This window comes from Nodosilinea sp. AN01ver1, assembly GCF_050565655.1.
GTDB lineage: Bacteria > Cyanobacteriota > Cyanobacteriia > Phormidesmidales > Phormidesmidaceae > Nodosilinea.
In genome coordinates this window covers 70,557-96,476 of the sequence record NZ_JBNXVS010000004.1, presented here as the reverse complement: position 1 = coordinate 96,476, position 25,920 = coordinate 70,557, and the positions used below count along the sequence as shown (strand labels likewise).

Genomic DNA, 25,920 nt, shown 5'->3' with positions numbered 1-25,920 from the left:
TTGGCAGATTGTCATCCATGGCCGACCTTCCCCACCGCACCAATTCCCTGGCCTGGCAGATTCGTCAGGGGTGGCAAAACCTGGGGGAGTGGTTTGAGTACCAGTTTTCTCGCGTCGATGTAGATGCGCCCGCGCTACCCCGCTGGCCCTGGCTAGAGCCTCTGGCCCAGGTCTTGTTTTGGGCGCTGGCTGGGGCTTTAGCTCTGTGGGTTGGCTGGCTGGTGTATCGGGGTCTGACCGCCTACCTGAATCAGCGCCAGCCCAAAGGACCAGGGGCAGCGCAGAAAACCGCCGCTTCAGAGGCCGCTCTTAAGCAGGCGGCCTACTGGTGGCGCGAGGCCCAGCAGCTGGCTCAGCAGGGCGACTACGCTGCCGCCTGCAAAGCGCTCTACATGGCGGGGCTGACCCGGCTCAACGACAGCGAAACCGTGCTCTACCGCCCCAGCCGCACCGACGGCGAATATTTAGACTGCCTGACCGCCAACCCCAGCCGCCCCTACGAGCTGCTGATTCGCACCCACGAGCGGATTACCTACGGCAACGCCCAGGTGACTGAAGAAACCTACCAGCGCTGCCGCCGCGCCTACCAGGAGATCGCCCAGTCGTGACGCGCCCAGCCGTAATGCGATCGCTGCCCTTCAACCGCCGTACCTTACTCCTGGGACTGCTCGGGTTAGCTCTGCTGCTGGGGCTGCTGCTGTTCGCTGGCCCCGCCACCAGCCCGCTGGAAAGCGGCTCGACCTGGCATCGCGGCCCGGCGGGCTACAGCGCCTGGTATGAGTCGCTAGAGCAGCAGGGCATTGCTGTGCAGCGGTGGCAGCGCCCGGTAGATGACTTGCTCAAACGGCTAGGCGAGGCAGAAGACGCGACTGTCACCCTGATGCAAAACTCGGCCAGCTCAGAAACCCTGGTGGCTGTGCTGCCTGGGTTCATTGACGAGTCGGAGCTGCCCGCGCTGCTGCCCTGGCTGCCTGACTGGGTTGAGGCGGGTCACCAGCTGGTGATCCTGGGCGTCAAGGCTCCAGCGACGGCGGCTCCCTTTTCGCAAACCCTGTCGAGCCAGGCTGGCCCGGTGCAGATCGATACCCGCCGCCGCTACACCGCTGGCTCAAGGCTGGGTGTTGAGCTAGCAGACGACTACGGCGCAATCGTCTGGCAGCAGGCGATCGCCTCAAAGCCGGTGACTGTCGCCGCCACACCTCACCTGGGGGCCAATGCCTACCTCGATCGGCCCGGCAATTTTGCCCTGCTGACGGCGCTCGTGGCGGGGGCAGGCCAGCGGGTGTGGATTGACGAATACCTGCACGGCTACCGGGACGAAGAGGCGATCGCGGCGGAGGTTGGCGGCGACAGCTGGCTCAACTATCTGGCCCGCACGCCCCTGGTCATTCTGCTTGCCCAAATTTTGGTCGTCACGCTGATTGCATTGCTGGCCTTTAACCGCAGGCTGGGGCAGCGGCGATCGCTGGCGGCCCCTACCATCGACAACAGCCGAGCCTACATTCAGGCGCTGGCCGGGGTGCTGCACAAGGCGAACAGCCACGACTTTGTGGTGCAGACCGTTAGCCAGGCCGAGCGCCTACAGCTGCAAAAGAACCTGGGCCTGGGCCATACCCTGCTGCCTATTGAGCAGCTGCAAAGGGCCTGGAATGAGCAGCCTGGCCGTCCTAATATTGATCTGGCGGCGATCCTCAATCCGCCCCTGCCCAAAACCGAAAGCCAGCTCCGCGACTGGCTCCAGCGGGTACAATCCCTTCATTACCCCGGCGATAGCACAGGAGACACCAGCGGGCATGACTGAGCGCCAGAGTGACCAACAGAGCGATCGCCAGAGCGACCTACAGACGGCGATCGCGCGAATCAGCAAAGCCCTCAACGGCGTGGTGGTGGGGCAAGAACCCCTGGTGCAGGAGCTGCTGGTCGCCCTGCTGGCCGGGGGGCACGTGATTTTAGAAGGGGTGCCCGGCACCGGCAAAACCCTGACGGTGCGCGCCCTGTCGCGGCTAATTCAGGCCGACTTTGGCCGCATTCAGCTCACCCCCGACATTCTGCCGTCGGATATTTCGGGCACCAACGTCTTTGACCTCACCAGCCGCACCTTTACCCTCAAAAAAGGGCCGGTGTTTACCGAGGTGCTGCTGGCCGATGAGATCAACCGCACCCCGCCCAAAACCCAGTCGGCCCTGCTCGAAGCCATGGAAGAACAGCAGGTCACCCTCGACGGCACCAGCCACCCCCTACCCGACCTGTTTTGGGTGGTGGCCACCCAAAACCCGCTGGAATTTGAGGGCACCTACCCCCTGCCCGAAGCCCAGCTCGATCGCTTCCTGTTTAAGCTGGTGGTGGGCTATCCGGCCCCAGCGGCAGAAAAGCAGATGCTGCTCAACGCCCAGGCCGGGTTTGAGGCCAAACGGCTCGATATTGGCCAGCTAAAACCAATCGCCGCCGCCAAGCACATTCTCGCTGCTCGCCAGGCGGTCAAAGCCATACCCGTGCAGGAACCCATTCTCGACTACCTGCTGGCCCTGGCCCACAAAACGCGCCAGCACCCCGATCTGGAGCTGGGTACCTCCCCCCGTTCTACAGTGCAGTGGCTGGCCGCCAGCAAAGCCCACGCCTGGCTCCAGGGGCAGGCGTTTGTCACCCCTGACAATGTGAAAGCCGTGGCCATGCCCCTGCTGCGCCACCGCCTGATTTTGGCGGCTGAGGCCCAGCTGGACGGGCTGAGCTGCGATCGCGTCATTCAGTCCGTGCTCGACAGTGTGGCGGTGCCCCGCTAATGGCGATCGTTCCCACCGGGCGCACCTACGGGCTGCTGCTGGCAGGCGGCGTTGTCGCCACCCTGTTGACTAATTTCTTCGGCTCGCCCAATCGTCTTGCCGCTGCCCTGCTGGCCCTGCTCCTGTTCGACGGGGCTGTGCTGGCCGTTATGGTCTGGGATGGGTTGCGGGTCAGAACCCGCCGCGCCATCATCAAGCGAGATCCACTGCACCGACTATCCATCGGGCGCGACAACCCGATCTCGCTGCATGGGGAGGCCTCCAGCCCGGTTCGCCTGCGCCTGTTCGACAACTACCCTACCCAGTTCGGCGGTACCCCCATGCCGCTGGAGCTTGCCCTCAACGGCCAGGAGCCTGAGACCATCGCTTTCTCGGTCAACCCCAAGCAGCGGGGTGAGTATGCCTGGGGCGATCTGCAAATCCAGCAGCGCAGCCCCCTGGGCCTGGCCTGGGCCGACTGGATGGTGCCCGCCGCCGAAACCGTAGCGGTTTATCCTGACCTGATCGGCCTCAACCAGCTTTCTGTGAAACTCGCGCTGCAAGCGACCGGCACCCTCAAGCAAAAGCGGCGCATGGGCGTGGGCACCGAGTTTGCCGAACTGCGCGAGTACGGCACGGGCGACGACCCCCGCTTTATTGACTGGAAGGCCACGGCTCGCCTCAGCCAGCCCCTGGTGCGGGTGCTGGAACCGGAGCGCGAGCAAACCCTGCTGATTCTGCTCGATCGCGGTCGGCTGATGACCGCTCAGGTGCAGGGGCTGACCCGCTTCGACTGGGGCATGAATGCGGCCCTGTCGCTGGCCCTGGCGGGGGTGAGTCGGGGCGATCGCGTTGGCCTGGGCGTATTCGATCGCACCCTGCACACCTGGATTCCTCCTAAGGGCGGGCGGGCCAACTTTCAGCAAATGATCGAGCGCCTTACCCCGATCGAACCGGTGCTGGAAGAGTCAGACTACCTGGCCGCCGCCACCCACGCCGCCCAGCAGCAGCACCGCCGATCGCTGGTGGTAATCATTACCGACATTGTGGATGAGACCGCCAGCGCCGAACTGCTCTCGGCCCTGGCCCGTCTGCGCCCCCGCCACCTGCCCTTCTGCATCACGTTACGGGATCCGGCCATTGACCACCAGGCTCACCAGCCCACCGCCCAGGTCGATGCCGCCTATCAGCGGGCGGTGGCGCTAGATTTGCTCAGCCAGCGCGAAGCCGCCTTTGCCCGCCTCAAAAAACGCGGTGTGCTGGTGCTCGATGCCCCCGCCCACCAGATCTCAGAGCCGCTGGTCGAGAGCTATCTGCGCATTAAAAGCCAGGGCAGGCTGTAAGCCTTTTCAGCATGGCCTACTGGGGCTGCTCGATCTCGGTTACTACGCCGGTTTCTAAGGGGCGATTGCTGGTTTGAATTGAGCAGTTGGTCGGTGAGCTTTGGCTTTGCAAGACTCGTGTGGTCTGTTCGCCGCGAATATTGACGTAGCTGGTTGCCCCAGCGCTGGTATCCATACGGGCAGGGGTATCGAGCCAGGTCAGGTTGTCGAGGCGATCGTGCACCCGCAGCTTCAGCTCGCCGTTTTGGCGGTAGACGCGGGCCGTGGTGCGGTTGGTGCCGTTGCAGACCATAACGGTCGTGATCGGAGCCTCGACCCCAGGCCCTGGCTGGTCCAAAACGGTGACATAGGCAGAATACACCCAGCCCTCAATGGGGCCGGTGACGATGTACAGCCAGAGGCCCTGGGTTTGAATGATTTTGGCCTGCGTTCCCTGGGGTATGGTGCCGCGCACGGCAAAATTAGTGCCAGGTCCCGATCGCACGTTGAGTAGATCAATACTCACCTCTGCAACCTGGGCCAGGGCCGTCGATACAGATAGGCTAACGGCGGCGGCGGCGGAGAACAGCGCTACGGCCAGGGTTTTAAGTTTCATAGTCTGTAGGTCTCACAAACATAACAATCAGCCGCTACCTCACAGACAACGGCCTTGCAAATGTGATTGTCAAATAAATCACAGCATCAACCTAGGCGATCAATCTAAGGAACTGATAAAGCCAGGTCGTGCTGCGTCACCCTACGGACTGTCATCAATGGTGCGCTAACGGTCAGCGCATCGGGTATTGCCTGCTCTGACCGGGGACAGGAGCGGATGTGGCAGCGCTGATTTCACAATCGGCTCAGTCAAAATTAATGCCGCGCCCTGGGGAATCTACGCTGTAGCTTGGGCCGTTCAGCCGCGATCGCTTCTCTCCATTCACCTAAGCCTGACGAAACGCTTCCAGATGAGCAATTTTCTTAGACTGCTGCTGAATCTGCGCCGATAGGGAATCGCATACTAGCTCGCACAGCTCGAACACAAAGACGCTGGCAATTTGGTAATACACGCAGACGCCCTGCTGCTGGCGGCTGACAATGCCCGCCTGGGCCAAGATCTTCAGGTGCTTAGACACGTTGGCCTGGCCCAGCCCCGTAGCCTCAATAATTTCGGTGACGTTTTTTTGACCCGTCTTCAGGGCGCACACAATTTGCAGCCGACTCGACTCCGACAGCACCTTAAAAAAGTCGGCCACCAGCTGCAGCGTTTCGGGCGACAGCCGCATCAACTGACAGTCATCGCCATTACTAGACGCTGGCAAAACCGAGGAAGAAAGGGTCATAGGACTATAAATAATGGAGCTGAGGGTAGAGCGCAGTCTCTATTTATTACTGATTAGTAGTATAACAACATCAGCCGCAGGTCAGGGGTTATCGTCTGCGTCAGGTCAAAGCTCCTAACCTTTCACGCCGCTGCCCGTCTCGGTGGGCACAATGTAGCGCTGGAGCAGAATGAAGACCGCGATCGCAGGCAGCACCGACAAAATTGACCCCGCCGCAATCAGTCGCCAGTCCAGCGAAAAACTGCCCGCCAGCCGGGCCACCCCCAGGGGCAATGTGTAGCGCTCGGGGCGATCGAGCAAAATCAGCGGCCACAAAAACTCGCCCCAGGTGCCGATAAACACAAAAATGCCCAGCGTCACCAGGGCCGGGCGGGTGGCGGGCAGCATGACGTTCCACCAGATGCCCAAGTCAGAGCAGCCGTCCATACGGGCGGCTTCTTCTAGCTCCTTGGGTACGCCCTGAAACGCCTGACGCATGAGAAAAATGCCAAAAGCCGAGGCCAAATACGGCAGCACCAGCCCCAGGTAGGTGTTCCGCAGGCCCAAATTCACCGCCAAAATGTACAGCGGAATCATCACCACCTGAAACGGAATCATGATCGTGGCGATAATCAGCGCCAGCAGGGTGTCTCGGCCCACAAAGGTCAGCCGGGCCAGGGGGTAGGCCGCCAGCGAGCACAGCAGCAGGTTGGCCGCCACCGTTAGCACCGCCACAACGGTGCTGTTGAGAAAGTACTGGCCAAAAGGGTTGGTCTGCCACACCTGACGGTAGTTGGCCAGAGTGGGCTGCTGGGGCAACAGCTGGGGCGGGGTGGCCAGCAGGTTTTCGGTTGGCCCCTTAAAAGAGGTGCTGAGCAGCCACAGGAGAGGGAACACCATCACCAGGGCGATCGCCAGCAGCAGCGCGTAGATGCCCACATTGCGCCAGTGGGGCCACTTCCTTAGGTTCTGCAAGAATGCCGATTGCTTAGAATCCTGCATCACCAGTCTCTCCAGGGAGAAAGCACTAGATCTCCGGGTTCTTCAAGAACCTGGAGATCTGAGAATCGAGCAACCTCTCGTGCGGCCATCGTCTTACCCCAGCGGCAGCTCTTGCAGCAGCCAGAACCCAGCAAAAGACTCGCTTTCGGGGCTGGTCTGAACACCGATGAAATGCACCTGGCTGGCCCTGGCCTTAGCGGCCTCGAAGGCCTGAGCTTCGGAGAGCAACTTGGCATTGGGCAAACCCGCTAAAATCCAGCTGTCGGTGGCCCCGGTTTCGAGCACGATCGCGGGGTTTTTGCCCGCCTCGATGCGCCAGTAGGCTATCTCCAGGCCCGACATCCAGGCGGCCAGGGCCGTGGCGCGGGGCGAAAAAATCAGCAGACCCGGAATAGGCGTGTTGGCGACCAAATCGGCCAGGGGAAAGGTTTCGCCAAAGCCGATATCCCACTCAGGCAGGTCGGCAAAGGCGGCGGCCTCTAGCGTGACAAAAGCCCACTTCTGGCCCAGCAGAGCGTCGGGCAGCGGCTGGGGATTGGGGGGCGGGGCCGCCACTGAGGGCGAAGGGGCGGTGGTGTAGCCCTCCATCTGGGGGTAGACGCTCTGGTTGCGATCGCGCAGCCACTCGTGTAGCGCCATCGTGCGGCGGCTGGGCCGGGCCGGAACGCCCGCCTCTTCGCAGCCACGCAAAATCATGTTCTGCATCTGGTAGCGAAAGAAGCGGATGCGGCTGGGGGGCATAATGCCCTGGCTGGTGGCCTCGGCGATCGCCGCCTCAATGGCCCCCTTGAGCGTAATCGAGTTGACCTCGCTGCTGGGCACAAACTGGCTGTAGCGAAAGGTCTGGGCGCTGTCGGTTTGGCTATCGACTAAGCCTTCGCAGAGCAGCACTTCCCACAGTTTTTTCTGGTTCTCATCCAGCACGGGCCGGGAGTAAAAGTCGAGTTCCCAAACGGTGCCCATTGGGGTTAGGCCTCGCTATCGCCGAGCATGCGGCTGATGTCGCCCAGGCGGTTTTCGGCGTCTTCAAACACGGCCTCAGATTCTTTGAGCAGTTCGCCGGGGTACTTTTCGAGCACCTTAGTCGAGAGCGAAATGCGGTTGCGATCGGGGTCGAGACCGACGACCACCGCTTTAATGGGCTGGCCCACCTTCAGCACCGCCGGCAGCGACTCAACGTAGTTTTTGCTGATTTGCTTGATGTGCAGCAGCCCGCTGATGCCGTCGAACTCCACAAAGGCCCCAAAGGGTTTAAGGCTGGCCACGGTGCCGTGGATCAGCTGGCCCAGCTCCAGGGTGCTCATCACCTGGCTGCGGGCGGCTAGTCGGGCCGACATCACCAGCTTGTTAGCGCCGGGGTTGACTTCTAAAAAGCCCACGGTGAGGCGCTGGCCCACGGCATCTTCTAAATTTTCGTAGGTGCGGCCCAGGTGCGATCGCGGCACAAACCCCCGCAAGCCCTCCACATCGACCGTCACCCCGCCCTTGTTGTAGCCGGTCACCTTCACATCCAGCACCGCGCCCTCGTCGGCCTGCTGGGCCAGCTTATCCCACAGCCGCTTGAGCTGCAGCTTGCGAATCGAGAGCAGCACTTGGCCGTCGGCATCCTGGTCGCGAATCACCTGAAACGAGTACTCAGCGCCGGGTTCGAGCACCCCCTCCAGGGAACTAACGGCCCGCACCGCCGCTTCCCGGATGGGCAAAAAGGCCGCTGACTTGCCGCCAATATCCACCGTTGCTCCGTCAGAGGCAAAGGAAATCACGGTGCCCCGCACGGTGCTGCCCATCTGAAAGTCGTAGTCGTGGGCTTCAAGGGCTTTGGCAAAATCTTCGGCGGAAAAAGTCAAGGCTGAGGCTCCTGGACAATAGACAGAATTTGACTGGCTTTCTACTATACAACGCTAGCCCCGAGTACCGTCGGCCTGAGCCCACGACCGGGCCAGGCCGAGACCCCTTACAATAAAGCTTGAGAGGATGATGTAGCCCCCAAAACCGATGGCCGACGAGCAATTTACCCTATTCGATGCCGGTGAGAGCGCTCCAGCGGGAGCCCAGTCAGACCCCAGCGGCGTCGATTTTGATGCTATCCCCACCAGTGCTGCGGTGCCTATTCCCCCCGGCATCTACCCCGACCTGGAAACATTGGGCACGCACTGTCGGGGCTGCCTGCGCTGTGATCTGGCCGAAACGCGTACCCATGTGGTGGTCAGCCGGGGCAGCCCGACCGCCCCAATTCTCATTATCGGTGAAGGACCAGGCCAGCAGGAAGATGAGCAGGGGCTACCCTTTGTGGGCAAGTCGGGCCAGCTTTTAGAGAAAATTTTGGCCTCGGTGCGGCTCGACACCGACAAAGATGTCTACATTTGCAACATCGTCAAATGTCGCCCGCCGGAAAACCGCGTCCCCACAACTGCGGAAGTGGCCGCCTGCAAGGGCTACCTGCTAGAGCAAATTCGCATGGTTAACCCCAAAATTATTTTGCTGACCGGGGCTACAGCGGTCAAAGGACTGCTGGGGATCAAATCAGGCATCAGCAAAATTCGCGGCGAGTGGATGGAATGGGAAGGCCGTCTGTGCATGCCCATCTTTCACCCCGCCTACCTGCTGCGCAACCCGTCGCGCGACAAAGGCAGCCCCAAGTGGCTGATGTGGCAAGACATTCAGGCCGTGCGGGCTAAGGTCGATGAACTAACGGGCAGCTGAGGGCATCCGGCAGGCTTGGGTACGGCTTTCAATACCCAGGGGCTAGAGAAATCTTTGACAGAATAGACGAGTGATGATCAGTCGTGAGAAGGGGCTCAGGTTTCAGGTCTAAGGCATCCGCTTAAACCTCGCAGCTGACCTTAAAGCCTCGCTCAACTGCAACCTGCTCACGTTAGCCCGGGACATAACAAGGAGATCTAATGGACACCAATAACCTTTTGCGCCAGCTGCTCATGATTGGTGTGGGCACCACTTCCCTGGTGGCTGAGCGGGTTAGGCAGGTGAGCGAGGAATGGGTGCGCGAGGGCAAGTTTAACCCCGAGCAGGCCAGAACCCTGATGGATGAGGTGATGGCTCAGCTCAACGAGGGCAACGGCGCGATCGAAGATCAGTTTCAGCGGCTGTTTCGCAATACCCTGCAAGATTTGGGCGTGCCCCGCCAGGCCGAAATGGATGAGCTGCGCGGTCGCCTCGATCGCCTGGAGCGGCAGGTGCGCGATCTCGAAAATCGGGCCTGGAAGTAGCGCCCGATTGCCTTTGCGATCGCCACAATACGGTTTTGGACCCAGATCAACGCTATCGTGGGGCCAGGGAAGGCTGCTTCCCTGGCCTCAACTTGTTTTGGCGGCGAGGGACATGCCTGTTAATCCGCTGGATCTGTTTGCGACTAAGCCCGCGATCGCCCGTCACTCCATCCCTATTGACCCAGGGTTAACGGTGCACTACCGCCACGACCTGCCGGGCGGGCTGGATGCACCCCAGGGGCTGAGCCACCACATGCTGACGTTCTTTCTGTCGCAGAACGAGCGGCAGGTTACCCATGTAGACGAGGGCGGCGAGTACGACGGCGAGATGGCACCCGGCGACTTTTACCTCTGTCCGGCGGGGCGCTCCGCGTTTACCCGCTGGCAGTCGATCGACAAAACGCTGCACATCGTCTTTGAACCCGAATTTCTCAGCCGGGTGGCCCGCGAGGCCGACTGGGTCAACGCTGGCCGCATTGAGCTGCGGCCCGTGGTCAAGACCCGCGATCGCAAGCTGGAGAACCTGGTGCAGCTGTTTCTCACCGAGATCGAGCAGAGCGTCGCCAGCGATCAAGGCTTTGGCGACAAGCTCTACCTCGAATCGCTGGCGTCTATTTTGGGCATTCACCTGCTGCGCCAGTACTGCAACCTGACGCCCGCCAGTCGCCCCTACGTCGCGGGCCTGGCTCCCTACCAGCTGAAGCAGGTGCTGGAATACATTCAGGCCCAGCTCAGTCAGGAACTCAGCCTGGATAGGATGGCGGCCCAGGTGGGGCTGAGCCGCAGCCACTTTGCCAATCAGTTTAAGCAGGCGATGGGGGTGGCCCCTCACCAGTACGTCAGCCAGCAGCGCATCGAAAAGGCCAAGCAGGCCCTGCGATCGCCTCAGCGCTCCATCACCGACATTGCCCTGGAGTGCGGTTTCGCCAACCAGAGCCATTTAACTAAAGTCTTCAAAAAACAGACCGGCACCACCCCCAGGGCCTACCGCCAGCAGCTCTAACAATCTACATTGGCCGCAAGAATTGACAAGCGATCGGAGGCTTGGGAAAGATTTCAACCCGCCACTGACGGTAGCGTAGCGCTGTTCACCCTATCCGTGCGCGTATCCCATGGTTCTACCCCGCGCTGGGGCAGGCGTTCGTTCTGCCCCAACTCCGACCGGCGCTTTCTCCGACGTGTTGCTGACCGCCCTGGCCCCAATGTCCTGGGGCACCACCTACGCGGTCGCCACTGAATTTTTGCCCCCCGGCCATCCGCTGCTGGTGGCCTCGCTGCGATCGCTGCCCATCGGCTTGTTGCTGATCGTGGGCCTGCGCAAGCTGCCCAAAGGTATCTGGTGGTGGCGCATGCTGGTGCTGGGCGGCCTCAATATTGGCGTGTTTCAGGCGCTGCTGTTTGTGGCGGCCTACCGACTGCCGGGCGGGGTGGCCGCTACCGCCGGGGCGATTCAGCCGTTGCTGGTGGTGCTCTTTTCCTGGCTGATTTTGAGCGAAAGACCGCGCAGACCGTCGATGATAGCGGCGATCGCAGGCTTTATTGGCGTGGGGCTGCTGGTGCTTGGCCCCAGTGCCCGGCTGGATGCGGTAGGGCTGCTGGCGGCGATCGCCGGAGCTGTGGCCATGGGCCTGGGCACCGTGCTGACCAAGCGCTGGCAGCCGCCCGTCTCGCTAATTGTGTTTACCGCCTGGCAGCTTGCGATCGGTGGGCTCATGCTGCTGCCCGTGGCCCTGCTGGTCGAAGGCCCCATCACCGAGCTGTCTAGAACGAATCTCTGGGGCTTTGTCTACCTGGGGCTGATCGGCACGGCCCTGGCCTACGCCCTCTGGTTTCGCGGCATTCAGCGGCTCCAGACCTCGGCGGTGGCGGCCCTGGGGTTAATGAGCCCGGTGGTGGCCACCCTGATCGGCTACCTCTTTTTGCAGCAAACGCTGACGCCAGTGCAATTGCTGGGCGTTGTAGTCGTGTTGGGCAGCGTTTTACTGGGGCAGCAGGCTCGTCAGGCACAGCCCCTGCACCACTGCTGTCCCTGTCCTCAAGCGCCTGCCTTTGAGATCACTCACCAGAACCACAAGTTGAATTGAGAGGTTTCACCGTGAATCATTTGGACGTTCGGCACATCTTTCACCGTCAGGGATTTTGGGCTATTGCTCTGCTCAGCACCCTCGGGGCGATCGGGTTCACCGCCCACCCTTCCTTTGCCCAGAGCATCATCCGCTACCCCATTCCCAACTCCACCCTGCCGATTTCCCAGGCGGTCGAGCTACCGGCCAATGCCACCCTTATCTATCTGAGTGGGCAGATTCCCCCGGTGATTGATGCCACCGCCACACCCACCTCCATCACGGCTTTTGGCGATACCCAAACCCAAACCGTCAATATTCTCAGCCACATCCAAACTATTCTCGCAGGGCTGGATTTAACCCTGGGAGATGTAGTGAAAATGCAGGTTTTTCTGGTTGGCGATCCGGCGACCGATGGGGTGATGGATTTCGATGGGTTTATGGCTGGCTACACCCAGTTCTTTGGCACCGCCGAGCAGCCCAAGCTGCCCAGTCGATCGGTTATGCAGGTGGCCGGGTTGGTCAACCCCGGCTGGCTGGTCGAAATTGAAGTAGTGGCCGTGCGGCCCTAGGTCGGCCTTTGCTACCTCTGGGGTTGCTGAATAACCACAAAATCGCCAAAACCTGCCTTGACGGTCCAACATTCAACTTCCTAACACTCAAACGAGGACATGATGACCGAACTCTTTACCGCTCAAAATACCGCTTTGCTCTTAATTGACCACCAGATCGGCACCATGAAGCTGATCAAAACCCTGCCTCTAGACATGGTCATTCGCAACACCATCGCGCTAGCCAAAACCGCTAAAATCCTCAATATTCCCGTCATTCTCACCTCCAGTCAGGAAGAAAATATGCAGGGGCCGCTAATCCCTGAGCTGGCGACCCTACTGCCTGAGGCCTTTGCCCAGCGCATTAAGCGAGCAGGTATTGTCAATGCCTGGGTGGATGACAACTTCAGGGCGGCGGTGAAAGCTACCGGGCGCAAGAACTTGGTGATGGCGGGTGTCACCACGGACGTTTGCCTGGTGTACCCCGCCATTAGCGCGGTGAATGATGGCCACAACGTACAGGCTGTCATCGACGCTTCGGGCTCGCCCTACGACATTTCTGAAGAGATGTCGCGCCGCCGCATGGAGAGCGCAGGGGTGGTGATGACAGCTACCAATACGCTGATGGCCGAACTGGCTCAAAACTGGAGTTCATTCGAGGGTTCCCAACTCCTCCAGGTGTTGTTTCAAGAGGTGCTGCCTGCGATCGCCTAATCACAAGTCCTCAGCGCCATTAAGCTACCCCCCTCGCTCTCCTTCACCCCTCAAACCCAAACCTATGAACTCCAAGCCCGATCTACTTTCGCCGATTCAGCTCGGTGCCCAAACCCTCAAAAACCGCGTTGTTATGGCCCCTATGACTCGGCTGCGGGCGGTGAATTCAATACCGACTCCACTGATGGCCGAATACTATGCCCAGCGAGCTTCGGCAGGGTTAATCATCACCGAGTGCACGATGGTATCGCCTTTAAGCAACGGTTACATGAACTGCCCCGGCATTTACTCCTCGGAGCAAACCGAAGCCTGGAAGCAGGTGACCGAGGCTGTCCATGCCCAAGGCGGCAAAATTTTTCTTCAGATTTGGCATAGTGGCCGAGTTGCTCACCCGGCGCTGCTCGGCGGTGAGTTGCCGGTGGCCCCCAGCGCGATCGCAGCCGTGGGCGATGTTCACACTTCTTTGGGAAAGGTGGCGCTAGAAACACCTCGTGCTCTCGAAACTAGCGAAATTCCGCAGATTGTCGATCAGTTTCGGCAGGCGGCTACAAACGCCATGGCTGCTGGGTTTGACGGTGTTGAAGTGCACGGGGCCTTTGGCTACTTAGTCGATCAGTTTTTGCAAGATGGGGCCAATCAGCGCACCGATCAGTACGGTGGCTCAATACAAAACCGCGCCCGCTTTCTGATGGAGGTGATTAACGCAGTTTGTGGCGTTTGGGGCGGCGATCGCGTTGGCATCAAGCTCTCCCCCAGCAACACGCTGCACGGCATGGCCGACTCAGACCCTAAAGCCCTCTTTAGCTATGTGATCGACCAGCTCAACCTGTTTAAGTTGGCCTACGTTCAACTCATGGAACCGGGCGAGCACGACCTGGCTACCCGCGATGTGATTCAGCCTGTGATCTCTACGTTTAGCCAATTTTATCGGGGTCTGGTAATGGCCAACGGCGGCTATGACCAGGAGAGAGGAAACCAAATTTTGGCCTCTGGACAGGCCGATTTAGTCTCTTTTGGCACCCTTTTTATTAGTAACCCCGATCTGGCACGCCGCTTTGCCGCCCGTGCCGCTTTAAATCCGCCAGCGGTGGCAGGGTTTTACGGTCAAGGCGATCAAAATCTGGAGCAAGGGTATACCGACTATCCAGTTATGGTCTAATTCATCAGGGGCAGATTGTTCCAGACTCTATTTAGTATCTGCTTAGTATCTGCGGCATAAGAGCATCCTTACTGCTAGACCACGAACCGCCAGGCCACGAAATGTTACTAGCCGTGGTTAACCGCCCTCGTCGGTGCAACACTAAATAGAGATCATAGGCTTCCCGACAATGTACGGGTGAGGCCGCTCCCTGGAGGTTGTTCATGACTGGTGCTGTGCTCTCCCCTGTCGACTGGCCCGCCTTAGAGGATGGGCTACCGCCGCTGTCGGGTCGCGAAGCCGACATTGCTGCCGTGATGGCCAGCGACGAGCCGGTGTTTTTGCCGCGCACCAACCTGAACCTGGCAGATATTTCGGCGGGGTTTGCGATCGCCCTGCACATGCACCAGCCCAGCATCCCGGCTGGGGCCACGGGCGAGGTGATCAACCACCTCCAGTACATGTTTGAGCACCCCTACGACGGCGACAACCACAACGCGGGTACCTTCGCCTACTGCTACGCCCGCCTGGGCGACTTCATTCCCGAACTGGTCAGCCAGGGCTGCAACCCCCGCGTCATGCTCGACTACTCAGGTACCCTGCTCTGGGGCCTGCAGCAGATGGACCGGCAGGATATTCTGGCCAAGCTGCGCCGCCTAGCCTGCGACCCCACCTATCAGCCCTATGTAGAGTGGCTGGGCACCTGCTGGGGCCATGCGGTGGTGCCCTCTACGCCCGTACCCGATCTGAAGCTGCACATTCGCGCCTGGCAGCACCACTTTGCCGCTCTGTTTGGGGCCGAGGCTTTGGCCCGAGTGCGGGGCTTTTCACCGCCGGAAATGCACTTGCCCAACCATCCCGACGTGCTTTACGCCTTTGTGAAGGCGCTCAAAGACTGCGGCTACCGCTGGATGCTGGTGCAGGAACACACCGTGGAATCTCCCGAAGGCCACGGTCTTTCGCAGCCCCACTTGCCCCACCGCCTGGTGGCCCGCAACAGCCAGGGCGAGGTGGTCGAGATAGTTGTGCTGGTCAAAACCCAGGGGTCTGACACCAAGCTGGTGGGCCAGATGCAGCCCTACTGGGAAGCCAAAACCCTGGGGAAAGTTCCCCTGGGCCATGCCACGGTGCCGCAGCTGGTTAGCCAGATCAGCGACGGCGAAAACGGCGGCGTGATGATGAACGAGTTTCCCAGCGCCTTCATGCGATCGTGGTACGAAATGCGCGACAACGGCGGCGGTCGCCGGGGCGTGGTGGGCTTTAACGGCACCGAATACCTGGAGCTGCTGGCGGCGGCGGGGTGCGGCCCGGAGACTTTTCCCACCTGCCAGGCGGTAGGGCAGAGTCGCCTGTGGGCCGCCATGGGCGACGCCACGGGACCCGAGGCAATGGCGAATGCGATCGCGGCTATCCACGCCGAAGATCAGGGCTTTTCAATGGAAGGTGGCTCCTGGACGGGCGATCGCAGCTGGGTGCAAGGCTACGACAACGTGCTCGACCCCATGCAGCGCCTCTCCGCTCAGTTTCACCAAACCATGCAGCGCCAGAGCGAGCAGGGCGACGCACTCGAGCGCCAGTACCGCTACCGCAATGCCCTCATCCACAACCTGCTGCTGCAAACCAGCTGCTTCCGCTACTGGGGCCAGGGCACCTGGACGGGCTACGCCGAAGAACTCTACCGCCGCGGCCAGGCCATTCTTGCCCACGATTTTGCCTAGTTTGCCCAGGGCAGAACCTCTATCAAATCCTGTTTACATACCCCCCGATGGATAAAAGTAAACGATCATCTGCCCACGGAACCCATACAACAACTATCCGCTACCACAAGGTTTATAGAGTCCTACCCGTTCCTTGGCAGGACAATGGTTTAAACCGATGATCGCTCACTCCTTTCCGTTGGGACCAGGGCGGCGGAACGGCCCTGGTCGAAGGGGGGCTGGGGCCAGCGAAATGGCCCCAGCGGTAAGTCAGGCTTTTACCGACTGCCTTAGCTTGCGCACCCTTGTCTCTACAGCAACAGGAACACTGTACGAATATTTAGGTCCACAGTTGGTTTGAGGTCACGTAGCAAAAAAGGGCAACAAGCCTGACTTGCTGCCCCTGAGTGAGGTGATCATGCGTTTTCTAAAGCACTGGGTCGCTCGCCCAGGCGCACTAGACTAGACACGCGCTAGTCGTAGTAACGCTGGTCGAGCCAGGTGCGCACGTCTTGCTCAGAGTAGAACGAGCGGGTGCGGTTGGTGACCGGGTCGTGGGCAAACCAGAGCGGTTGACCGTTGCGGGTGCGCTGCCAAATGCGCAGTTCGTTTTGGCCGGTAAAGAATCTCATGGTTCGATCTCCTAACTGTTTGAGGGCCTGCCCTAAGCCATCAAGGGGGCCGTGAGTGGGACTGGTGTGAACGGAGCGATCGCCCAGGGTAGGTTGCACCAGGGCTTCTAGGCGTTGACGCTGCTGTTGCAGGTCACGATTGGGTCTGCGGGTAGTGTCCATGGTTTGCCTCCCTAGAATTAGAATGGGGCTCCAGACTTGGAGCAGACGACACTCAGGCAGCAGGCTCTGTGACCCACCAGGGGCCATATTGAGCTGCAAAGGTTACAGTGCTGAAGCTAGGAGCTAGGGTCTTAACCCGAGCTGGGAGCGCAGTGGTAACTGAGCTGCTGTCGTCGATATACCCAATCTATGCGGGCAACCAGAATGTAACAAAGCATGACGTGAATAGGTTCTATGCAAAAAATCGATAGGCTGGAGCTAAAGTCAGCCCTTAGCCTTAGAGTCAGCGTTTAGGGGTTTCAACCAGCCATGAACCTCAACAAAGTCAAGCTTTCTCAATTGCGCGCTCTGGTTGCGATCGCAGACTGCGGCAACTTTAGCGAAGCCGCCCTGCAGCTCGAGATCACCCAGTCCACCGTCAGCCACGCCATCGCTACTCTAGAAGACGAGCTGGGCATTACCCTCTTGCAGCGCGGTCGCCACGGGGCGCGGCTGACCCCAGTGGGCGATCGCATTACCGCCCACGCCCGCGCTATGCTGGGCCTGCTCGACACCATTGCCAGCGAGGCCAACCAGGCCCGTGGCGTGCAGGGCGGCACCCTGCGGATTGCCTCGTTTCGCAGCGTGGCGACCCACGTGCTGCCGGGGGCGATCGCGCGACTGCACCGCAGATATCCGGCGATCGCCATCAGCGTCCACGAGATGGATGAGCTGCACCAGCTCAAGCAGGCCCTGGTCAAAGGCGAAGTTGACCTCTGCGTCGCCGAAACCATCGACGGCGATGACGTGGAAACCCTGCCCATTTTCGACGACGACTACGTAGCCCTGCTCCCCCCCGGCTATCGCTCCATCACCGGCACCCTCAGCGTCGATGAGATGCGCAAAATGCCCATCATCGGCTCCAGCCACAGCAGCTGCGGCCTGCGCATTCGCACTGTGCTCGGTGCCCAGTCCCAGCCGTTAGACATTGCCTACTGCATTCGCCACGACTCATCCATGGTGGCTATGGTGCAGCAGGGATTGGGCCTCGCCATTCTGCCCCGCCTCGCCGCCCAGCCCGTGCCCCCCGAGGTGCAGGTCTGCTCGCTGCCGTTCCCGATCTCCCGCCCGATCGGAGCCACCATTCTCAAAGATGCCCTGCACACCCCGGCCCTCTACGCCTTTTTAGACGCCCTGCGGGAAGTTGGCGAGTTTAGCTGTATCAAAGCTGTTTAGAATGATGAGCAGCCGATATCTACGACTATGCTCAAGACCACGGCTTACTTTGAAGATTTTGCCGCTCAAAAGCATCCGGAAGTGCAGCGAAAGTGGATTCAGGCCGTACTGTTAAACTCTGTAAAAATAGCCAGACAATCCAATGGCCGAGTGTCTTACTGGGGCAATATTCCAGATGCCGAAAACCGTGTTCTGAGAGTGATTGCTTTAGAAGACGGTGAAACCGTTCACAATGCCTTCTTTGACCGCAACTTCTATAGACGCCAACAGCGAGGAGAAGAACCCGGATGAAAATTCAGTATTTTCCTGAGACAGACACCCTAGCCATTGAGTTGACAACAAAATCAGTGGCCAATACCGATGCCATAACCGACGACTTAGTTCTCGACTATGACACTGAAGGTAAAGTGGTCGCGATTACCCTAGACAACTACTCTCAAAATGTTGAAACTGTTGACCTTTATGCCCTTGGCGTTCCTCTATTAGCTGCGTAAGCCCCAAAGATGTTCCTGTGAACCAGATGCGTCACCTCTATTTTTTGGTCCCTGGCACCGGCAAGCGCTTCCACTGCGGCGGGCTGTTTGCCGAACTCAAGACCCTGAGGCTGGCCCAGCAGATTTGTTTCGCTGAGGTCGTCACCTACGACCAGCGCGAACCCGACACCTTATTTCTAGACGATCTGCTTCAGCAGCCCGGTCTGGACAACAGCATTTTTGTAATTAGCTGGGGTTTTCACATACCCCGCCTGGCGAAGCGGCTGCGGGGGCAGCAGGTGGTGTACCACGCCCACAGCAGCGGCTACGGGTTCAGCCTGCCGGGCGATGTTCCGATTGTGACCGTCAGCCGCAACTCGATGGGATACTGGGGGCAAAAGCGGCCCAATGGGCTAATTTTTCACCTGCCAAACCACATTTCGCCCGAATTCACCAATCGACAGCAGCCCAGAGACATTGACGTGCTGGTGCAGGTGCGTAAGTCGTCGAGCTACCTGCTCAACCAGCTGGTCCCGGCCTTAGAGCCCCACTGCAATCTAGTCAAGCTGGAGGGCTTTGTGGATGATCTATCGATTTTGTTTAACCGCAGCAAAATTTTTCTCTACGACTCAGCGGAATACTGGGCGCTGAGCCGGGTGAGCGAGGGGTTTGGCCTGCCGCCGATGGAGGCGATGGCCTGCGGCTGTCAGGTGTTTACCAGCGTCAACGGGGCACTGGCCGACTATCTGGATCCAGGCTTTAACTGCTACAAGATTGGGGTGTATTCGACCGGGTACGACTGCGATCGCATTCTCGCCGCCCTGCAAACCCCCAACCCCATCGCGATGACCCCAGAGGATCTAAAACCCTACCGCGCCGATGCCCTGCTGCCCCGGCTGGAGGTGATTTTGGCCGAGATCAACCATTTCTTTGACTACCGAGCCAAACACAGCGCCGATATCCCCGATCTCACCAAACCTCGCCTGGCCCGTCTCTGGCTGCAGCGCACCGCCCACAAAGTAGTTAAAAAGCTAGGAAGGTAAAGGGTCAGATGGTAAAGATGAGGGAGTACCAACGCCCCATGCGCTACGCCCCACGCACCCACGCACCTGCACCGCGATCCCCACCTTCATGCTGGTAGGTTGGCAAAGGCACAGTCACGCGAGACAATATAAGAACTGTAATATTTTGAACCCTAGGCTGTGAATAACGCTCCTGTACGCACGGTATCTGACGCCAAGCGCGACTTTTATACCCACCACACTCGCCCTATCAACTCTATCTACCGGCGCGTGGTAGACGAGCTGATGGTAGAAATGCATCTGCTCTCGGTCAATGTCGACTTTGCCTACGACCCGATCTACGCCCTGGGCATTGTCACCACCTTTGATCGCTTCATGCAGGGGTACCAGCCCGAAAACGACAAAGCCTCGATTTTTAACGCTCTGTGCCGTTCTATCAACAGCACCCCCGAGCACTATCGCGGCGACGCCGAAGCGCTCAAGGCCTCGGTTAGCGGCATGTCTCTCGACAATTTGAAGGGGCAGTTTGAAAACCTCTCCGAGGGCGGCGACGGTTTGCGCGGCACCCTGGCTGCTGTGGCCAATAAAGAAAAATTCAAGTATAGTCGCCCCTTTGGCGTCGGCCTTTACACTCTGGTTGAAACCGCCGCTTCCGAAGACGCGCTCAAAGAAAAAGACGCCGTTGAGGCTCTGTTCAAAGACCTGAGTGCCAAACTCAATATCTCTACCGACAAGCTGCAAAAAGATGTAGAACTCTACCGCAGCAACCTGGAGAAATTTGCCCAGGCCCAGGAAGTCATGAAAGATATGCTGGCTGCCGATCGCAAAAAACGCGAAGAGCGCCAGAAAGCTGCCGAAGCCGCCGCTGAAGCCATCAATGAGTCGGTCGCCACTGCCCCTAAGGCCGCCGAATCGGGCGAAGCAGCAGAATAGCGGTTCGCTATGACGTGCTCAATACGGCGTGGCTGCCAGATAAGCTGGCTCAGTTTAGAGGCTTGCTTTGGCGGCGATCGATCGCCTTGAGCTGGTGGTACAGCATTTCAATTTTGGGTACTGCTGCCCCAGCGGTCTGCGCGGCTCGCATGGGGTTGCCGTAGATAGCTTCAACCTCCAGGGGCCGACCCTCGTCAAAGTCAATCTTCATGCTGGTGCGGTAGGGGGTCATCTGCTCGGTGTGGGCCAGCATACGCGCGACTAGCTCCTGGGGCAGGTGCCGTCCCTGCCCGGGGGAGAGCAAGTCTCCATCCTGTCGCGCCGCCTCTAGCACTTCGACCATCAGCTGCTCAGCCAGCTGGCGAATGTCGGGGTCGGCCATCATTTCGGTGGTGGTGGCGTTCATTACTACCGAGAGGCCGTTAAACGGAATATTCCACATCAGTTTGCGCCACCGAGCCAGGCGCAGGTCATTTACCAACTCCACGGCTACCTGCCCGGCCCGAAAGTCTTGTCCAATGGCTTCGAGCTGTGGTGAAATTCCAGCGGGCTGGCGATCGCGGCTGTACTGGCCTAGCAGCACACTGCCGTAGTCAAGATGGCGAATAGCGCCAGGACCAACTTTGTTAGCGCAAATAATGCACAGGCCACCATAGATGGCGCGATCGCTTTCCGCCGTACCCGTCCACGCAGCCAGCTCATCTTCAACGCCAAAGCCGTTTTGCAGTGTCAAAAGCGCTGTTTTTGGCCCCAAAATGGGCGGCAATAGCTCAGGCAACAGCCCATTTTGGGTTGTTTTAAGGGCAATAACGACCACATCAATAGGGGGCATCGTAGTGGTACTGCGGTGGGCCTGCACCTGGGAGAGGGTAAAATCGCCAGCCACCGATTCAACCACTAGGCCATGCTGCGCCACATGGTCGTAGTCACTGCGCAGCAAAAAGTGCACCTCAGCCCCGCCTCGCTGCAAACAAGCGCCGTAGTAGCCGCCAACGGCCCCGGTACCAATAATGGCGTAGCGTCGCGGTGTCATTGGGCTATTACAGGTCGAAAGTTGCCCAATGTGCCGAGCTTGGCCACCAAAACAGGCTGATAGATCATTAAAACTTGGGTTTAGATTAACCTACACGCCCTAGCATTTTAGTGCTTCGTGCTGGTGTTTTCAGCGTCGTATGCGAGCAGGGGCTGGAGTCGGATAGGCGGTTTTGATTTGACGTCCGGGCACAGATGGCGCATCGAGTGCTGCTTCTAGTAACGCTGCTTCCAGCAGAACGTCAGGAAACGTTAGCTCCATTGGCTGGGGCAAAAAGTCGAGGGGCTTCATCTCGACCAGCGGTTTTGAAAATACTGGTACAGCCAAAGAACAGGGAGCCCAACGGCTCTCTACGGGCACTCCAAGCTGGCTACACTGCCCTCCCCGGCGACCCTCTGGGGCATAAAAACGGCAGCGGCTGCAAGATGATACCTGGCACTGCGCTGATTTCATAATGGCTTCCTAAAGCTGCTCATAACCCCTACATTTTCACTCTTGAAAAAATGGGGATCATCTGCCCTAAGGCTCAAACGTCTGGGTTTCAAAAGGCTTCAGCCGCTAAAAAATAAGAACGGCATTCATGATTTCTTTATATTTGCTTTAAGCGAATTCACAATTATGTGAATGAACAATTCTAAAAACTTTAACGACCGTAAACTTGCCGGGGATCAGCTGAAACGAGGGTAATATCCCTCTTGACTAACGAAGAACATGCTGAATTTATGGATCTTGTTCTCGGCAAAAGTCGACTACGGCTAGCTTTGCAAGTGCTATGTTGTTTTCATGATGATAATTATAAATCGCATCCTTCTTTGGTTATAGCTTGAATCGATGGGTGAGCTGTCTAGACCCAGGCATGCCGAGAACAGGGCTGAAGGTCTGAGTCCTGCATCGGTGCTGTAAAGCTGCATGCTGTGGCATAATCCTGCCCTATGGATCAACCATCTAAGCTGCTGCTAAAACTGAGTCGTCGGCTGTTTGTCGAGGAGCGCGATCGCGATGCTTTTGTCGAGACGTTAACCAATCCTCAGCCCTTTCCCTCGGCCATTGTGTGGGTGCAGCCTCGCCCGGAGCAGATTCCCTTTGCGATCGCCCCCGCCCTGCCCTGGCAGCCCGCCTGGGTCGATCGCCTCACCCCCGATCAGCGCCCTGGTCAGCACCTGCTCCACCAGTCTGGAGCTTACTACTGTCTGGATATGGCGTCGGTGTTCTCCGCTGCGGTTTTTAGCGCCATCCCTACCCCCGTCGAAGCCGTGCTCGATCTCTGCGCTGCCCCCGGTGGCAAGAGCCTGCTGGCGCGGCAGGCCCTACACCCCAATCGCCTCTGGTGTAATGAAGTAATTCGCAAACGGGTCAGGATTTTGATTTCTAACCTCAAGCGCTGCGGGGCTACAGAAGCTCTGGTGTTTAACCTCGATCCCCAAGTCTTTGCTGAGCAGCTTCCTCACGCCGCCTCGGTAGTCGTTGTCGACGCTCCCTGCAGCGGGCAGTCGCTGCTGGCCAAAGGCGATGCCGCCCTGGGCTGTTTTCACCCCGTCAACATTAAAAAAAACGCCAGCCGCCAAAAGCGCATTTTGGCTCAGGCGACTCAGACGGTAGCTGCTGGGGGCTACCTGGCCTATATGACCTGCACCTTTTCCTCCGAAGAAAACGAGCAGGTAGCCGCCTGGCTGATGAAAAAAAATCCACAGTTTGAGGCGGTGGAGGTGCCAGCGCTGAGAGATCATGCGTCACCGTTGGCCTCCTTTCCCTGCTACCGCCTCTGGCCTCAGTCGGCTCTAGGGGCTGGGGGGTTCACGGTTCTACTGCGCAACCGAGGCGATCGCGTTGAACCCCTTAACCTTGATTTCCTCACGGCCCATGGCATGAAAATCTATCAGTCAGAGGCATCGTCCTGATCGGTCTTTTAACTTACCCAGCGCCCTGAATGCAGAGCTTTTGGCCCGAGCCCAGGGCCGTTATGCTAAAGACTGTACCTATAAGCGATCGCTGGCGACTATGGCCAATCCGTCTACCCGTCCCCAACCCTCAACGCTGGATGCCATTGTTCGCCTGCTGCGCTGGGATAAACCGACCGGACGCTTGATTTTAATGCTGCCAGCCCTGTGGTCCGTGGTGCTGGCGGCCCAGGGACGACCTCCACTGCCCCTGGTCGGGGTCATCATTCTAGGTACGCTCGCCACCAGCGCCGCTGGCTGCGTCGTCAACGACCTGTGGGATCGCAACATCGATCCCCATGTGGCCCGCACCCGCACCCGCCCTCTGGCCGCCCGCGATCTCTCAGTACAGGTCGGCATTGGCGTGCTGCTAGTGTCGCTGCTGTGTGCCTACGGACTTTCGCTCTACCTCAATGCGCTCAGCTTTTGGTTGTGCGTACTGGCGGTGCCGTTTATTCTCTTCTATCCCCTGGCCAAGCGGGTGTTGCCCGTGCCGCAGCTAGTGCTGTCGCTGGCCTGGGGGTTTGCAGTGCTGATCCCCTGGGCTGCAGTGGCCAACAATTTAGATCTGCCCGTGTGGATTTTGTGGCTAGCCGTCGTGCTGTGGACCCTGGGCTTTGACACCGTCTACGCCATCCCCGATCGCGACGACGACCGCCGTCTGGGCATTAACTCGTCGGCTCTTTTCTTTGGCGACTATGCCCCCCAGTTCATTAGCTTTTGCTTCTTTGGCACCTGGCTGCTCTTGATTTGGCTGGGCCTGCTGCTTTTTCTGGCCTTTCCCTACTGGCTGGGGTTAGGTGCCGCGCTGCTGGTGTGGTCGCGCCAGTCTTACCTGCTCAGCCGCTATAAGCCCCCCCTTCAACTCTACGGGCAAATCTTCAGGCAAAATGTCCAGCTCGGTTTTGTGCTCCTGATCGGCATGATTTTAGGTTTCCTGGTGTAGCGCCAACGTCTGTCGAGCACGTAACTCCTTGTCCTCCTTCACCTCTCACCCCCCTCACTCCCTCATCCACCCGCCTACCCACCTACCCATCCACCCCCTCCCCCACTCCCCTGCAAAGCTACAATAGGAGCTGATGCAATTCCCCGTTGGAGCGGTTTATGACCACTGCGGCCCCCGCCAAAACCAAGTACGAAGCCATCATTGGTCTTGAAACTCACTGTCAGCTGTGCACCGAAACCAAAATTTTCTCCCCGGCTTCTACAGCCTTTGGAGCAGATCCCAACACATACATTGACCCAATTGTGGTCGGCATGCCTGGGGTATTGCCGGTGCTCAACCAGCGAGTGCTGGAGTACGCCGTCAAAGCGGGGCTAGCGTTAAACTGCCAGATCGCACCCTACTCCAAGTTCGATCGCAAGCAGTACTTTTACCCTGACCTGCCCAAAAACTACCAAATCTCTCAGTACGACCTGCCCATCGCCGAGCACGGCTGGCTAGAGATTGAGCTAATCGACAAGAAGACTAAAGAGGCCACCCGCAAGCGCATTGGCATCACCCGTCTACATATGGAAGAAGACGCTGGCAAGCTGGTGCATGCGGGCAGCGATCGCCTGGCCGGATCCACCTACTCTCTGGTGGATTACAACCGGGCCGGGGTGCCGCTGATCGAGATTGTCTCCGAACCCGATATTCGCACTGGCCAGGAGGCCGCTGAGTACGCCCAAGAACTGCGCCGTATCGTGCGCTACCTGGGCATTAGCGACGGCAATATGCAGGAGGGCTCCCTGCGCTGCGATGTCAACATCTCCGTGCGTCCGGTGGGCCAGGAGGAATTTGGCACCAAGGTGGAGATCAAAAACATGAACTCCTTTAGCGCTATTCAAAAGGCGATCGAGTACGAAATCGATCGCCAGATTAAAGCCAACGAGTCGGGCGAGAGAATCGTTCAGGAAACTCGCCTTTGGGATGAGAGCAGCCAGCGCACCAAGAGCATGCGCTCTAAGGAAGGGTCTAGCGACTACCGCTACTTCCCAGAACCCGACCTGCCGCCGATTGTGGTGTCGGTTGAGCAAAAAGAGGGCTGGCTAGCGGAGCTACCTGAGCTGCCTGCTCAAAAGCGTACCCGCTACGAGACCGAGTTTGGCCTCTCTCCCTACGACGCCCGCGTGCTGAGCGACGAGCGCGCTATTACCGAGTACTTTGAAGCCACTGTAGCCGCTGGGGCCGACCCCAAACTCACCTCCAACTGGATCACCCAGGACATTGCCGCCTACCTCAACAACGAGAAACTCTCCATTGATGCCCTGCCCCTGACGCCCGCCAGCCTGGCTGAGCTGGTGCAGCTGATTGAGGCAGGCACCATCAGCAACAAAATCGGCAAAGATCTGCTGCCTGAGTTGCTCACCCAGGGCGGCTCACCCAAGGCTCTGGTAGAAGCACGGGGGCTGAGCCAAATTTCTGATCCCGCTCAAATTGAGGCCATGATCGACGAAGTACTGGCCGCTCATCCAGAGGAGCTAGAGGCCTACCGCGGCGGCAAGAAAAAGCTCCAGGGGTTCTTTGTGGGCCAGCTCATGAAGCGCAGCGGCGGTCGGGTAGATCCAAAACTGAGCAACCAACTCCTCAGCCAAAAGCTAAATGCATGATGCCTGTCAAAACGATTGATAAAAATCAATAAGGGGTCTCACCCCCCATGTAATTTTTGGGCTATTATGGTATCAGATGCACCCTGATGGTAGGGAGAGCTATTTTGGGCTCTCCTTTTTTTTGTCTTT

Annotated in this window: 27 protein-coding genes; 20 read left to right on the top strand and 7 right to left on the bottom strand. The window is 59.0% G+C overall.

The window, feature by feature from the left end; translation table 11 throughout:
* The first annotated feature begins 17 nt into the window (after positions 1-17).
* The 4 genes from ACQ4N7_RS05665 to ACQ4N7_RS05650 are packed head-to-tail and all read left to right on the top strand — an operon-like array spanning position 18 to position 4,102.
* Positions 18-608 (top strand): DUF4129 domain-containing protein, encoded by a 591-nt coding sequence (locus ACQ4N7_RS05665; RefSeq protein WP_430710633.1) that lies wholly within the window; start codon positions 18-20, stop codon positions 606-608.
* Entirely contained in the window at positions 605-1,801 is a 1,197-nt protein-coding gene (locus ACQ4N7_RS05660; RefSeq protein WP_430710632.1) for a DUF4350 domain-containing protein, read from the top strand. Before ACQ4N7_RS05665 ends, ACQ4N7_RS05660 begins: the two co-directional genes overlap by 4 nt.
* Positions 1,794-2,780, top strand: a complete 987-nt coding sequence (locus tag ACQ4N7_RS05655; protein ID WP_430710631.1) for an AAA family ATPase — start codon at positions 1,794-1,796, stop codon at positions 2,778-2,780. Before ACQ4N7_RS05660 ends, ACQ4N7_RS05655 begins: the two co-directional genes overlap by 8 nt.
* Before the next feature lie 5 nt (positions 2,781-2,785).
* A complete protein-coding gene (locus ACQ4N7_RS05650) occupies positions 2,786-4,102 on the top strand; it encodes a DUF58 domain-containing protein (RefSeq protein ID WP_430710750.1) in 1,317 nt (438 codons plus the stop codon).
* 16 nt (positions 4,103-4,118) lie between these two features.
* On the opposite strand, the gene ACQ4N7_RS05645 is transcribed toward ACQ4N7_RS05650, so the two are convergent.
* The 5 genes from ACQ4N7_RS05645 to ACQ4N7_RS05625 all read right to left on the bottom strand — a co-directional run bounded on the left by ACQ4N7_RS05645 (position 4,119) and on the right by ACQ4N7_RS05625 (position 8,249).
* The gene (locus tag ACQ4N7_RS05645) at positions 4,119-4,697 is read right to left on the bottom strand and encodes an SH3 domain-containing protein (protein ID WP_430710630.1); all 579 of its coding nucleotides are present in this window, start codon (positions 4,695-4,697) and stop codon (positions 4,119-4,121) included.
* 325 nt (positions 4,698-5,022) lie between these two features.
* Positions 5,023-5,421, bottom strand: coding sequence for an ArsR/SmtB family transcription factor (locus ACQ4N7_RS05640; protein ID WP_430710629.1), 399 nt, complete (start codon positions 5,419-5,421; stop codon positions 5,023-5,025).
* 114 nt (positions 5,422-5,535) lie between these two features.
* Positions 5,536-6,300, bottom strand: a complete 765-nt coding sequence (locus ACQ4N7_RS05635; RefSeq protein WP_430710749.1) for a carbohydrate ABC transporter permease — start codon at positions 6,298-6,300, stop codon at positions 5,536-5,538.
* A gap of 195 nt (positions 6,301-6,495) precedes the next feature.
* Positions 6,496-7,365, bottom strand: a complete 870-nt coding sequence (locus ACQ4N7_RS05630) for a Tab2/Atab2 family RNA-binding protein (protein ID WP_430710628.1) — start codon at positions 7,363-7,365, stop codon at positions 6,496-6,498.
* Between the two features lie 5 nt (positions 7,366-7,370).
* Positions 7,371-8,249, bottom strand: a complete 879-nt coding sequence (locus tag ACQ4N7_RS05625; RefSeq protein ID WP_430710627.1) for a S1 RNA-binding domain-containing protein — start codon at positions 8,247-8,249, stop codon at positions 7,371-7,373.
* 148 nt (positions 8,250-8,397) lie between these two features.
* Here ACQ4N7_RS05625 and ACQ4N7_RS05620 point away from each other — a divergent pair, with 148 nt between their 5' ends.
* The 8 genes from ACQ4N7_RS05620 to ACQ4N7_RS05585 all read left to right on the top strand — a co-directional run bounded on the left by ACQ4N7_RS05620 (position 8,398) and on the right by ACQ4N7_RS05585 (position 15,813).
* Positions 8,398-9,105, top strand: coding sequence for a uracil-DNA glycosylase (locus ACQ4N7_RS05620; protein WP_430710626.1), 708 nt, complete (start codon positions 8,398-8,400; stop codon positions 9,103-9,105).
* 200 nt (positions 9,106-9,305) lie between these two features.
* On the top strand, positions 9,306-9,629 hold the full coding sequence (locus ACQ4N7_RS05615) for a phasin family protein (protein ID WP_106869449.1): 324 nt from the start codon (positions 9,306-9,308) through the stop codon (positions 9,627-9,629).
* A gap of 112 nt (positions 9,630-9,741) precedes the next feature.
* Positions 9,742-10,632: an AraC family transcriptional regulator gene (locus ACQ4N7_RS05610; RefSeq protein ID WP_430710625.1), complete on the top strand. Its 891-nt coding sequence runs from the start codon at positions 9,742-9,744 to the stop codon at positions 10,630-10,632.
* A 109-nt stretch (positions 10,633-10,741) separates the two neighbouring features.
* On the top strand, positions 10,742-11,713 hold the full coding sequence (locus tag ACQ4N7_RS05605; RefSeq protein WP_430710624.1) for a DMT family transporter: 972 nt from the start codon (positions 10,742-10,744) through the stop codon (positions 11,711-11,713).
* Positions 11,714-11,733: 20 nt separating this feature from the next.
* A complete protein-coding gene (locus ACQ4N7_RS05600) occupies positions 11,734-12,264 on the top strand; it encodes a RidA family protein (protein ID WP_430710748.1) in 531 nt (176 codons plus the stop codon).
* Positions 12,265-12,366: 102 nt separating this feature from the next.
* Positions 12,367-12,957, top strand: a complete 591-nt coding sequence (locus tag ACQ4N7_RS05595) for an isochorismatase family protein (protein WP_430710623.1) — start codon at positions 12,367-12,369, stop codon at positions 12,955-12,957.
* A 64-nt stretch (positions 12,958-13,021) separates the two neighbouring features.
* The gene (locus ACQ4N7_RS05590) at positions 13,022-14,116 is read left to right on the top strand and encodes an alkene reductase (RefSeq protein WP_430710622.1); all 1,095 of its coding nucleotides are present in this window, start codon (positions 13,022-13,024) and stop codon (positions 14,114-14,116) included.
* Between the two features lie 203 nt (positions 14,117-14,319).
* Entirely contained in the window at positions 14,320-15,813 is a 1,494-nt protein-coding gene (locus ACQ4N7_RS05585) for a glycosyl hydrolase family 57 (RefSeq protein WP_430710621.1), read from the top strand.
* Between the two features lie 452 nt (positions 15,814-16,265).
* Here the strand turns inward: ACQ4N7_RS05585 and ACQ4N7_RS05580 are convergent, their stop codons facing one another.
* Entirely contained in the window at positions 16,266-16,586 is a 321-nt protein-coding gene (locus ACQ4N7_RS05580) for a hypothetical protein (RefSeq protein WP_430710620.1), read from the bottom strand.
* Positions 16,587-16,895: 309 nt separating this feature from the next.
* Here ACQ4N7_RS05580 and ACQ4N7_RS05575 point away from each other — a divergent pair, with 309 nt between their 5' ends.
* The 5 genes from ACQ4N7_RS05575 (at position 16,896) to psb29 (ending at position 20,229) form a co-directional block, all read left to right on the top strand.
* Positions 16,896-17,801, top strand: a complete 906-nt coding sequence (locus ACQ4N7_RS05575; protein ID WP_430710619.1) for a LysR family transcriptional regulator — start codon at positions 16,896-16,898, stop codon at positions 17,799-17,801.
* A gap of 27 nt (positions 17,802-17,828) precedes the next feature.
* Positions 17,829-18,092, top strand: a complete 264-nt coding sequence (locus ACQ4N7_RS05570) for a hypothetical protein (protein WP_430710618.1) — start codon at positions 17,829-17,831, stop codon at positions 18,090-18,092.
* Entirely contained in the window at positions 18,089-18,295 is a 207-nt protein-coding gene (locus tag ACQ4N7_RS05565; protein ID WP_430710617.1) for a DUF2283 domain-containing protein, read from the top strand. Before ACQ4N7_RS05570 ends, ACQ4N7_RS05565 begins: the two co-directional genes overlap by 4 nt.
* A 26-nt stretch (positions 18,296-18,321) precedes the next feature.
* Positions 18,322-19,317, top strand: coding sequence for a glycosyltransferase (locus ACQ4N7_RS05560; protein ID WP_430710747.1), 996 nt, complete (start codon positions 18,322-18,324; stop codon positions 19,315-19,317).
* A gap of 159 nt (positions 19,318-19,476) precedes the next feature.
* Positions 19,477-20,229: a photosystem II biogenesis protein Psp29 gene (gene psb29, locus ACQ4N7_RS05555; RefSeq protein WP_430710616.1), complete on the top strand. Its 753-nt coding sequence runs from the start codon at positions 19,477-19,479 to the stop codon at positions 20,227-20,229.
* A 49-nt stretch (positions 20,230-20,278) separates the two neighbouring features.
* On the opposite strand, the gene ACQ4N7_RS05550 is transcribed toward psb29, so the two are convergent.
* Positions 20,279-21,262 (bottom strand): putative 2-dehydropantoate 2-reductase, encoded by a 984-nt coding sequence (locus tag ACQ4N7_RS05550; RefSeq protein WP_430710615.1) that lies wholly within the window; start codon positions 21,260-21,262, stop codon positions 20,279-20,281.
* Positions 21,263-22,194: 932 nt separating this feature from the next.
* Here ACQ4N7_RS05550 and ACQ4N7_RS05545 point away from each other — a divergent pair.
* The 3 genes from ACQ4N7_RS05545 (at position 22,195) to gatB (ending at position 25,791) form a co-directional block, all read left to right on the top strand.
* Entirely contained in the window at positions 22,195-23,160 is a 966-nt protein-coding gene (locus tag ACQ4N7_RS05545; RefSeq protein WP_430710614.1) for an RsmB/NOP family class I SAM-dependent RNA methyltransferase, read from the top strand.
* Between the two features lie 100 nt (positions 23,161-23,260).
* Complete coding sequence (locus ACQ4N7_RS05540) at positions 23,261-24,145, top strand: 4-hydroxybenzoate solanesyltransferase (RefSeq protein WP_430710746.1); 885 nt, start codon at positions 23,261-23,263, stop codon at positions 24,143-24,145.
* A 158-nt stretch (positions 24,146-24,303) separates the two neighbouring features.
* Positions 24,304-25,791, top strand: coding sequence for an Asp-tRNA(Asn)/Glu-tRNA(Gln) amidotransferase subunit GatB (gatB, locus tag ACQ4N7_RS05535; RefSeq protein WP_430710613.1), 1,488 nt, complete (start codon positions 24,304-24,306; stop codon positions 25,789-25,791).
* Positions 25,792-25,920: the final 129 nt, after the last annotated feature.

Excerpts from the sequence above, each read along its gene's own strand:
- ACQ4N7_RS05605 (WP_430710624.1), top strand. The coding sequence starts at position 10,742 with ATGGTTCTACCCCGCGCTGGGGCAGGCGTTCGTTCTGCCCCAACTCCG.
- ACQ4N7_RS05645 (WP_430710630.1), bottom strand. The coding sequence starts at position 4,697 with ATGAAACTTAAAACCCTGGCCGTAGCGCTGTTCTCCGCCGCCGCCGCC.
- ACQ4N7_RS05595 (WP_430710623.1), top strand. The coding sequence starts at position 12,367 with ATGACCGAACTCTTTACCGCTCAAAATACCGCTTTGCTCTTAATTGAC.
- ACQ4N7_RS05560 (WP_430710747.1), top strand. The coding sequence starts at position 18,322 with ATGCGTCACCTCTATTTTTTGGTCCCTGGCACCGGCAAGCGCTTCCAC.
- gatB (WP_430710613.1), top strand. The coding sequence starts at position 24,304 with ATGACCACTGCGGCCCCCGCCAAAACCAAGTACGAAGCCATCATTGGT.
- ACQ4N7_RS05630 (WP_430710628.1), bottom strand. The coding sequence starts at position 7,365 with ATGGGCACCGTTTGGGAACTCGACTTTTACTCCCGGCCCGTGCTGGAT.
- ACQ4N7_RS05545 (WP_430710614.1), top strand. The coding sequence starts at position 22,195 with ATGGATCAACCATCTAAGCTGCTGCTAAAACTGAGTCGTCGGCTGTTT.
- ACQ4N7_RS05610 (WP_430710625.1), top strand. The coding sequence starts at position 9,742 with ATGCCTGTTAATCCGCTGGATCTGTTTGCGACTAAGCCCGCGATCGCC.
- ACQ4N7_RS05585 (WP_430710621.1), top strand. The coding sequence starts at position 14,320 with ATGACTGGTGCTGTGCTCTCCCCTGTCGACTGGCCCGCCTTAGAGGAT.
- ACQ4N7_RS05620 (WP_430710626.1), top strand. The coding sequence starts at position 8,398 with ATGGCCGACGAGCAATTTACCCTATTCGATGCCGGTGAGAGCGCTCCA.
- ACQ4N7_RS05540 (WP_430710746.1), top strand. The coding sequence starts at position 23,261 with ATGGCCAATCCGTCTACCCGTCCCCAACCCTCAACGCTGGATGCCATT.
- ACQ4N7_RS05615 (WP_106869449.1), top strand. The coding sequence starts at position 9,306 with ATGGACACCAATAACCTTTTGCGCCAGCTGCTCATGATTGGTGTGGGC.
- ACQ4N7_RS05570 (WP_430710618.1), top strand. The coding sequence starts at position 17,829 with ATGCTCAAGACCACGGCTTACTTTGAAGATTTTGCCGCTCAAAAGCAT.
- ACQ4N7_RS05575 (WP_430710619.1), top strand. The coding sequence starts at position 16,896 with ATGAACCTCAACAAAGTCAAGCTTTCTCAATTGCGCGCTCTGGTTGCG.
- ACQ4N7_RS05590 (WP_430710622.1), top strand. The coding sequence starts at position 13,022 with ATGAACTCCAAGCCCGATCTACTTTCGCCGATTCAGCTCGGTGCCCAA.
- ACQ4N7_RS05580 (WP_430710620.1), bottom strand. The coding sequence starts at position 16,586 with ATGGACACTACCCGCAGACCCAATCGTGACCTGCAACAGCAGCGTCAA.
- ACQ4N7_RS05665 (WP_430710633.1), top strand. The coding sequence starts at position 18 with ATGGCCGACCTTCCCCACCGCACCAATTCCCTGGCCTGGCAGATTCGT.
- ACQ4N7_RS05640 (WP_430710629.1), bottom strand. The coding sequence starts at position 5,421 with ATGACCCTTTCTTCCTCGGTTTTGCCAGCGTCTAGTAATGGCGATGAC.
- ACQ4N7_RS05655 (WP_430710631.1), top strand. The coding sequence starts at position 1,794 with ATGACTGAGCGCCAGAGTGACCAACAGAGCGATCGCCAGAGCGACCTA.
- ACQ4N7_RS05635 (WP_430710749.1), bottom strand. The coding sequence starts at position 6,300 with ATGGTGTTCCCTCTCCTGTGGCTGCTCAGCACCTCTTTTAAGGGGCCA.
- ACQ4N7_RS05565 (WP_430710617.1), top strand. The coding sequence starts at position 18,089 with ATGAAAATTCAGTATTTTCCTGAGACAGACACCCTAGCCATTGAGTTG.
- ACQ4N7_RS05550 (WP_430710615.1), bottom strand. The coding sequence starts at position 21,262 with ATGACACCGCGACGCTACGCCATTATTGGTACCGGGGCCGTTGGCGGC.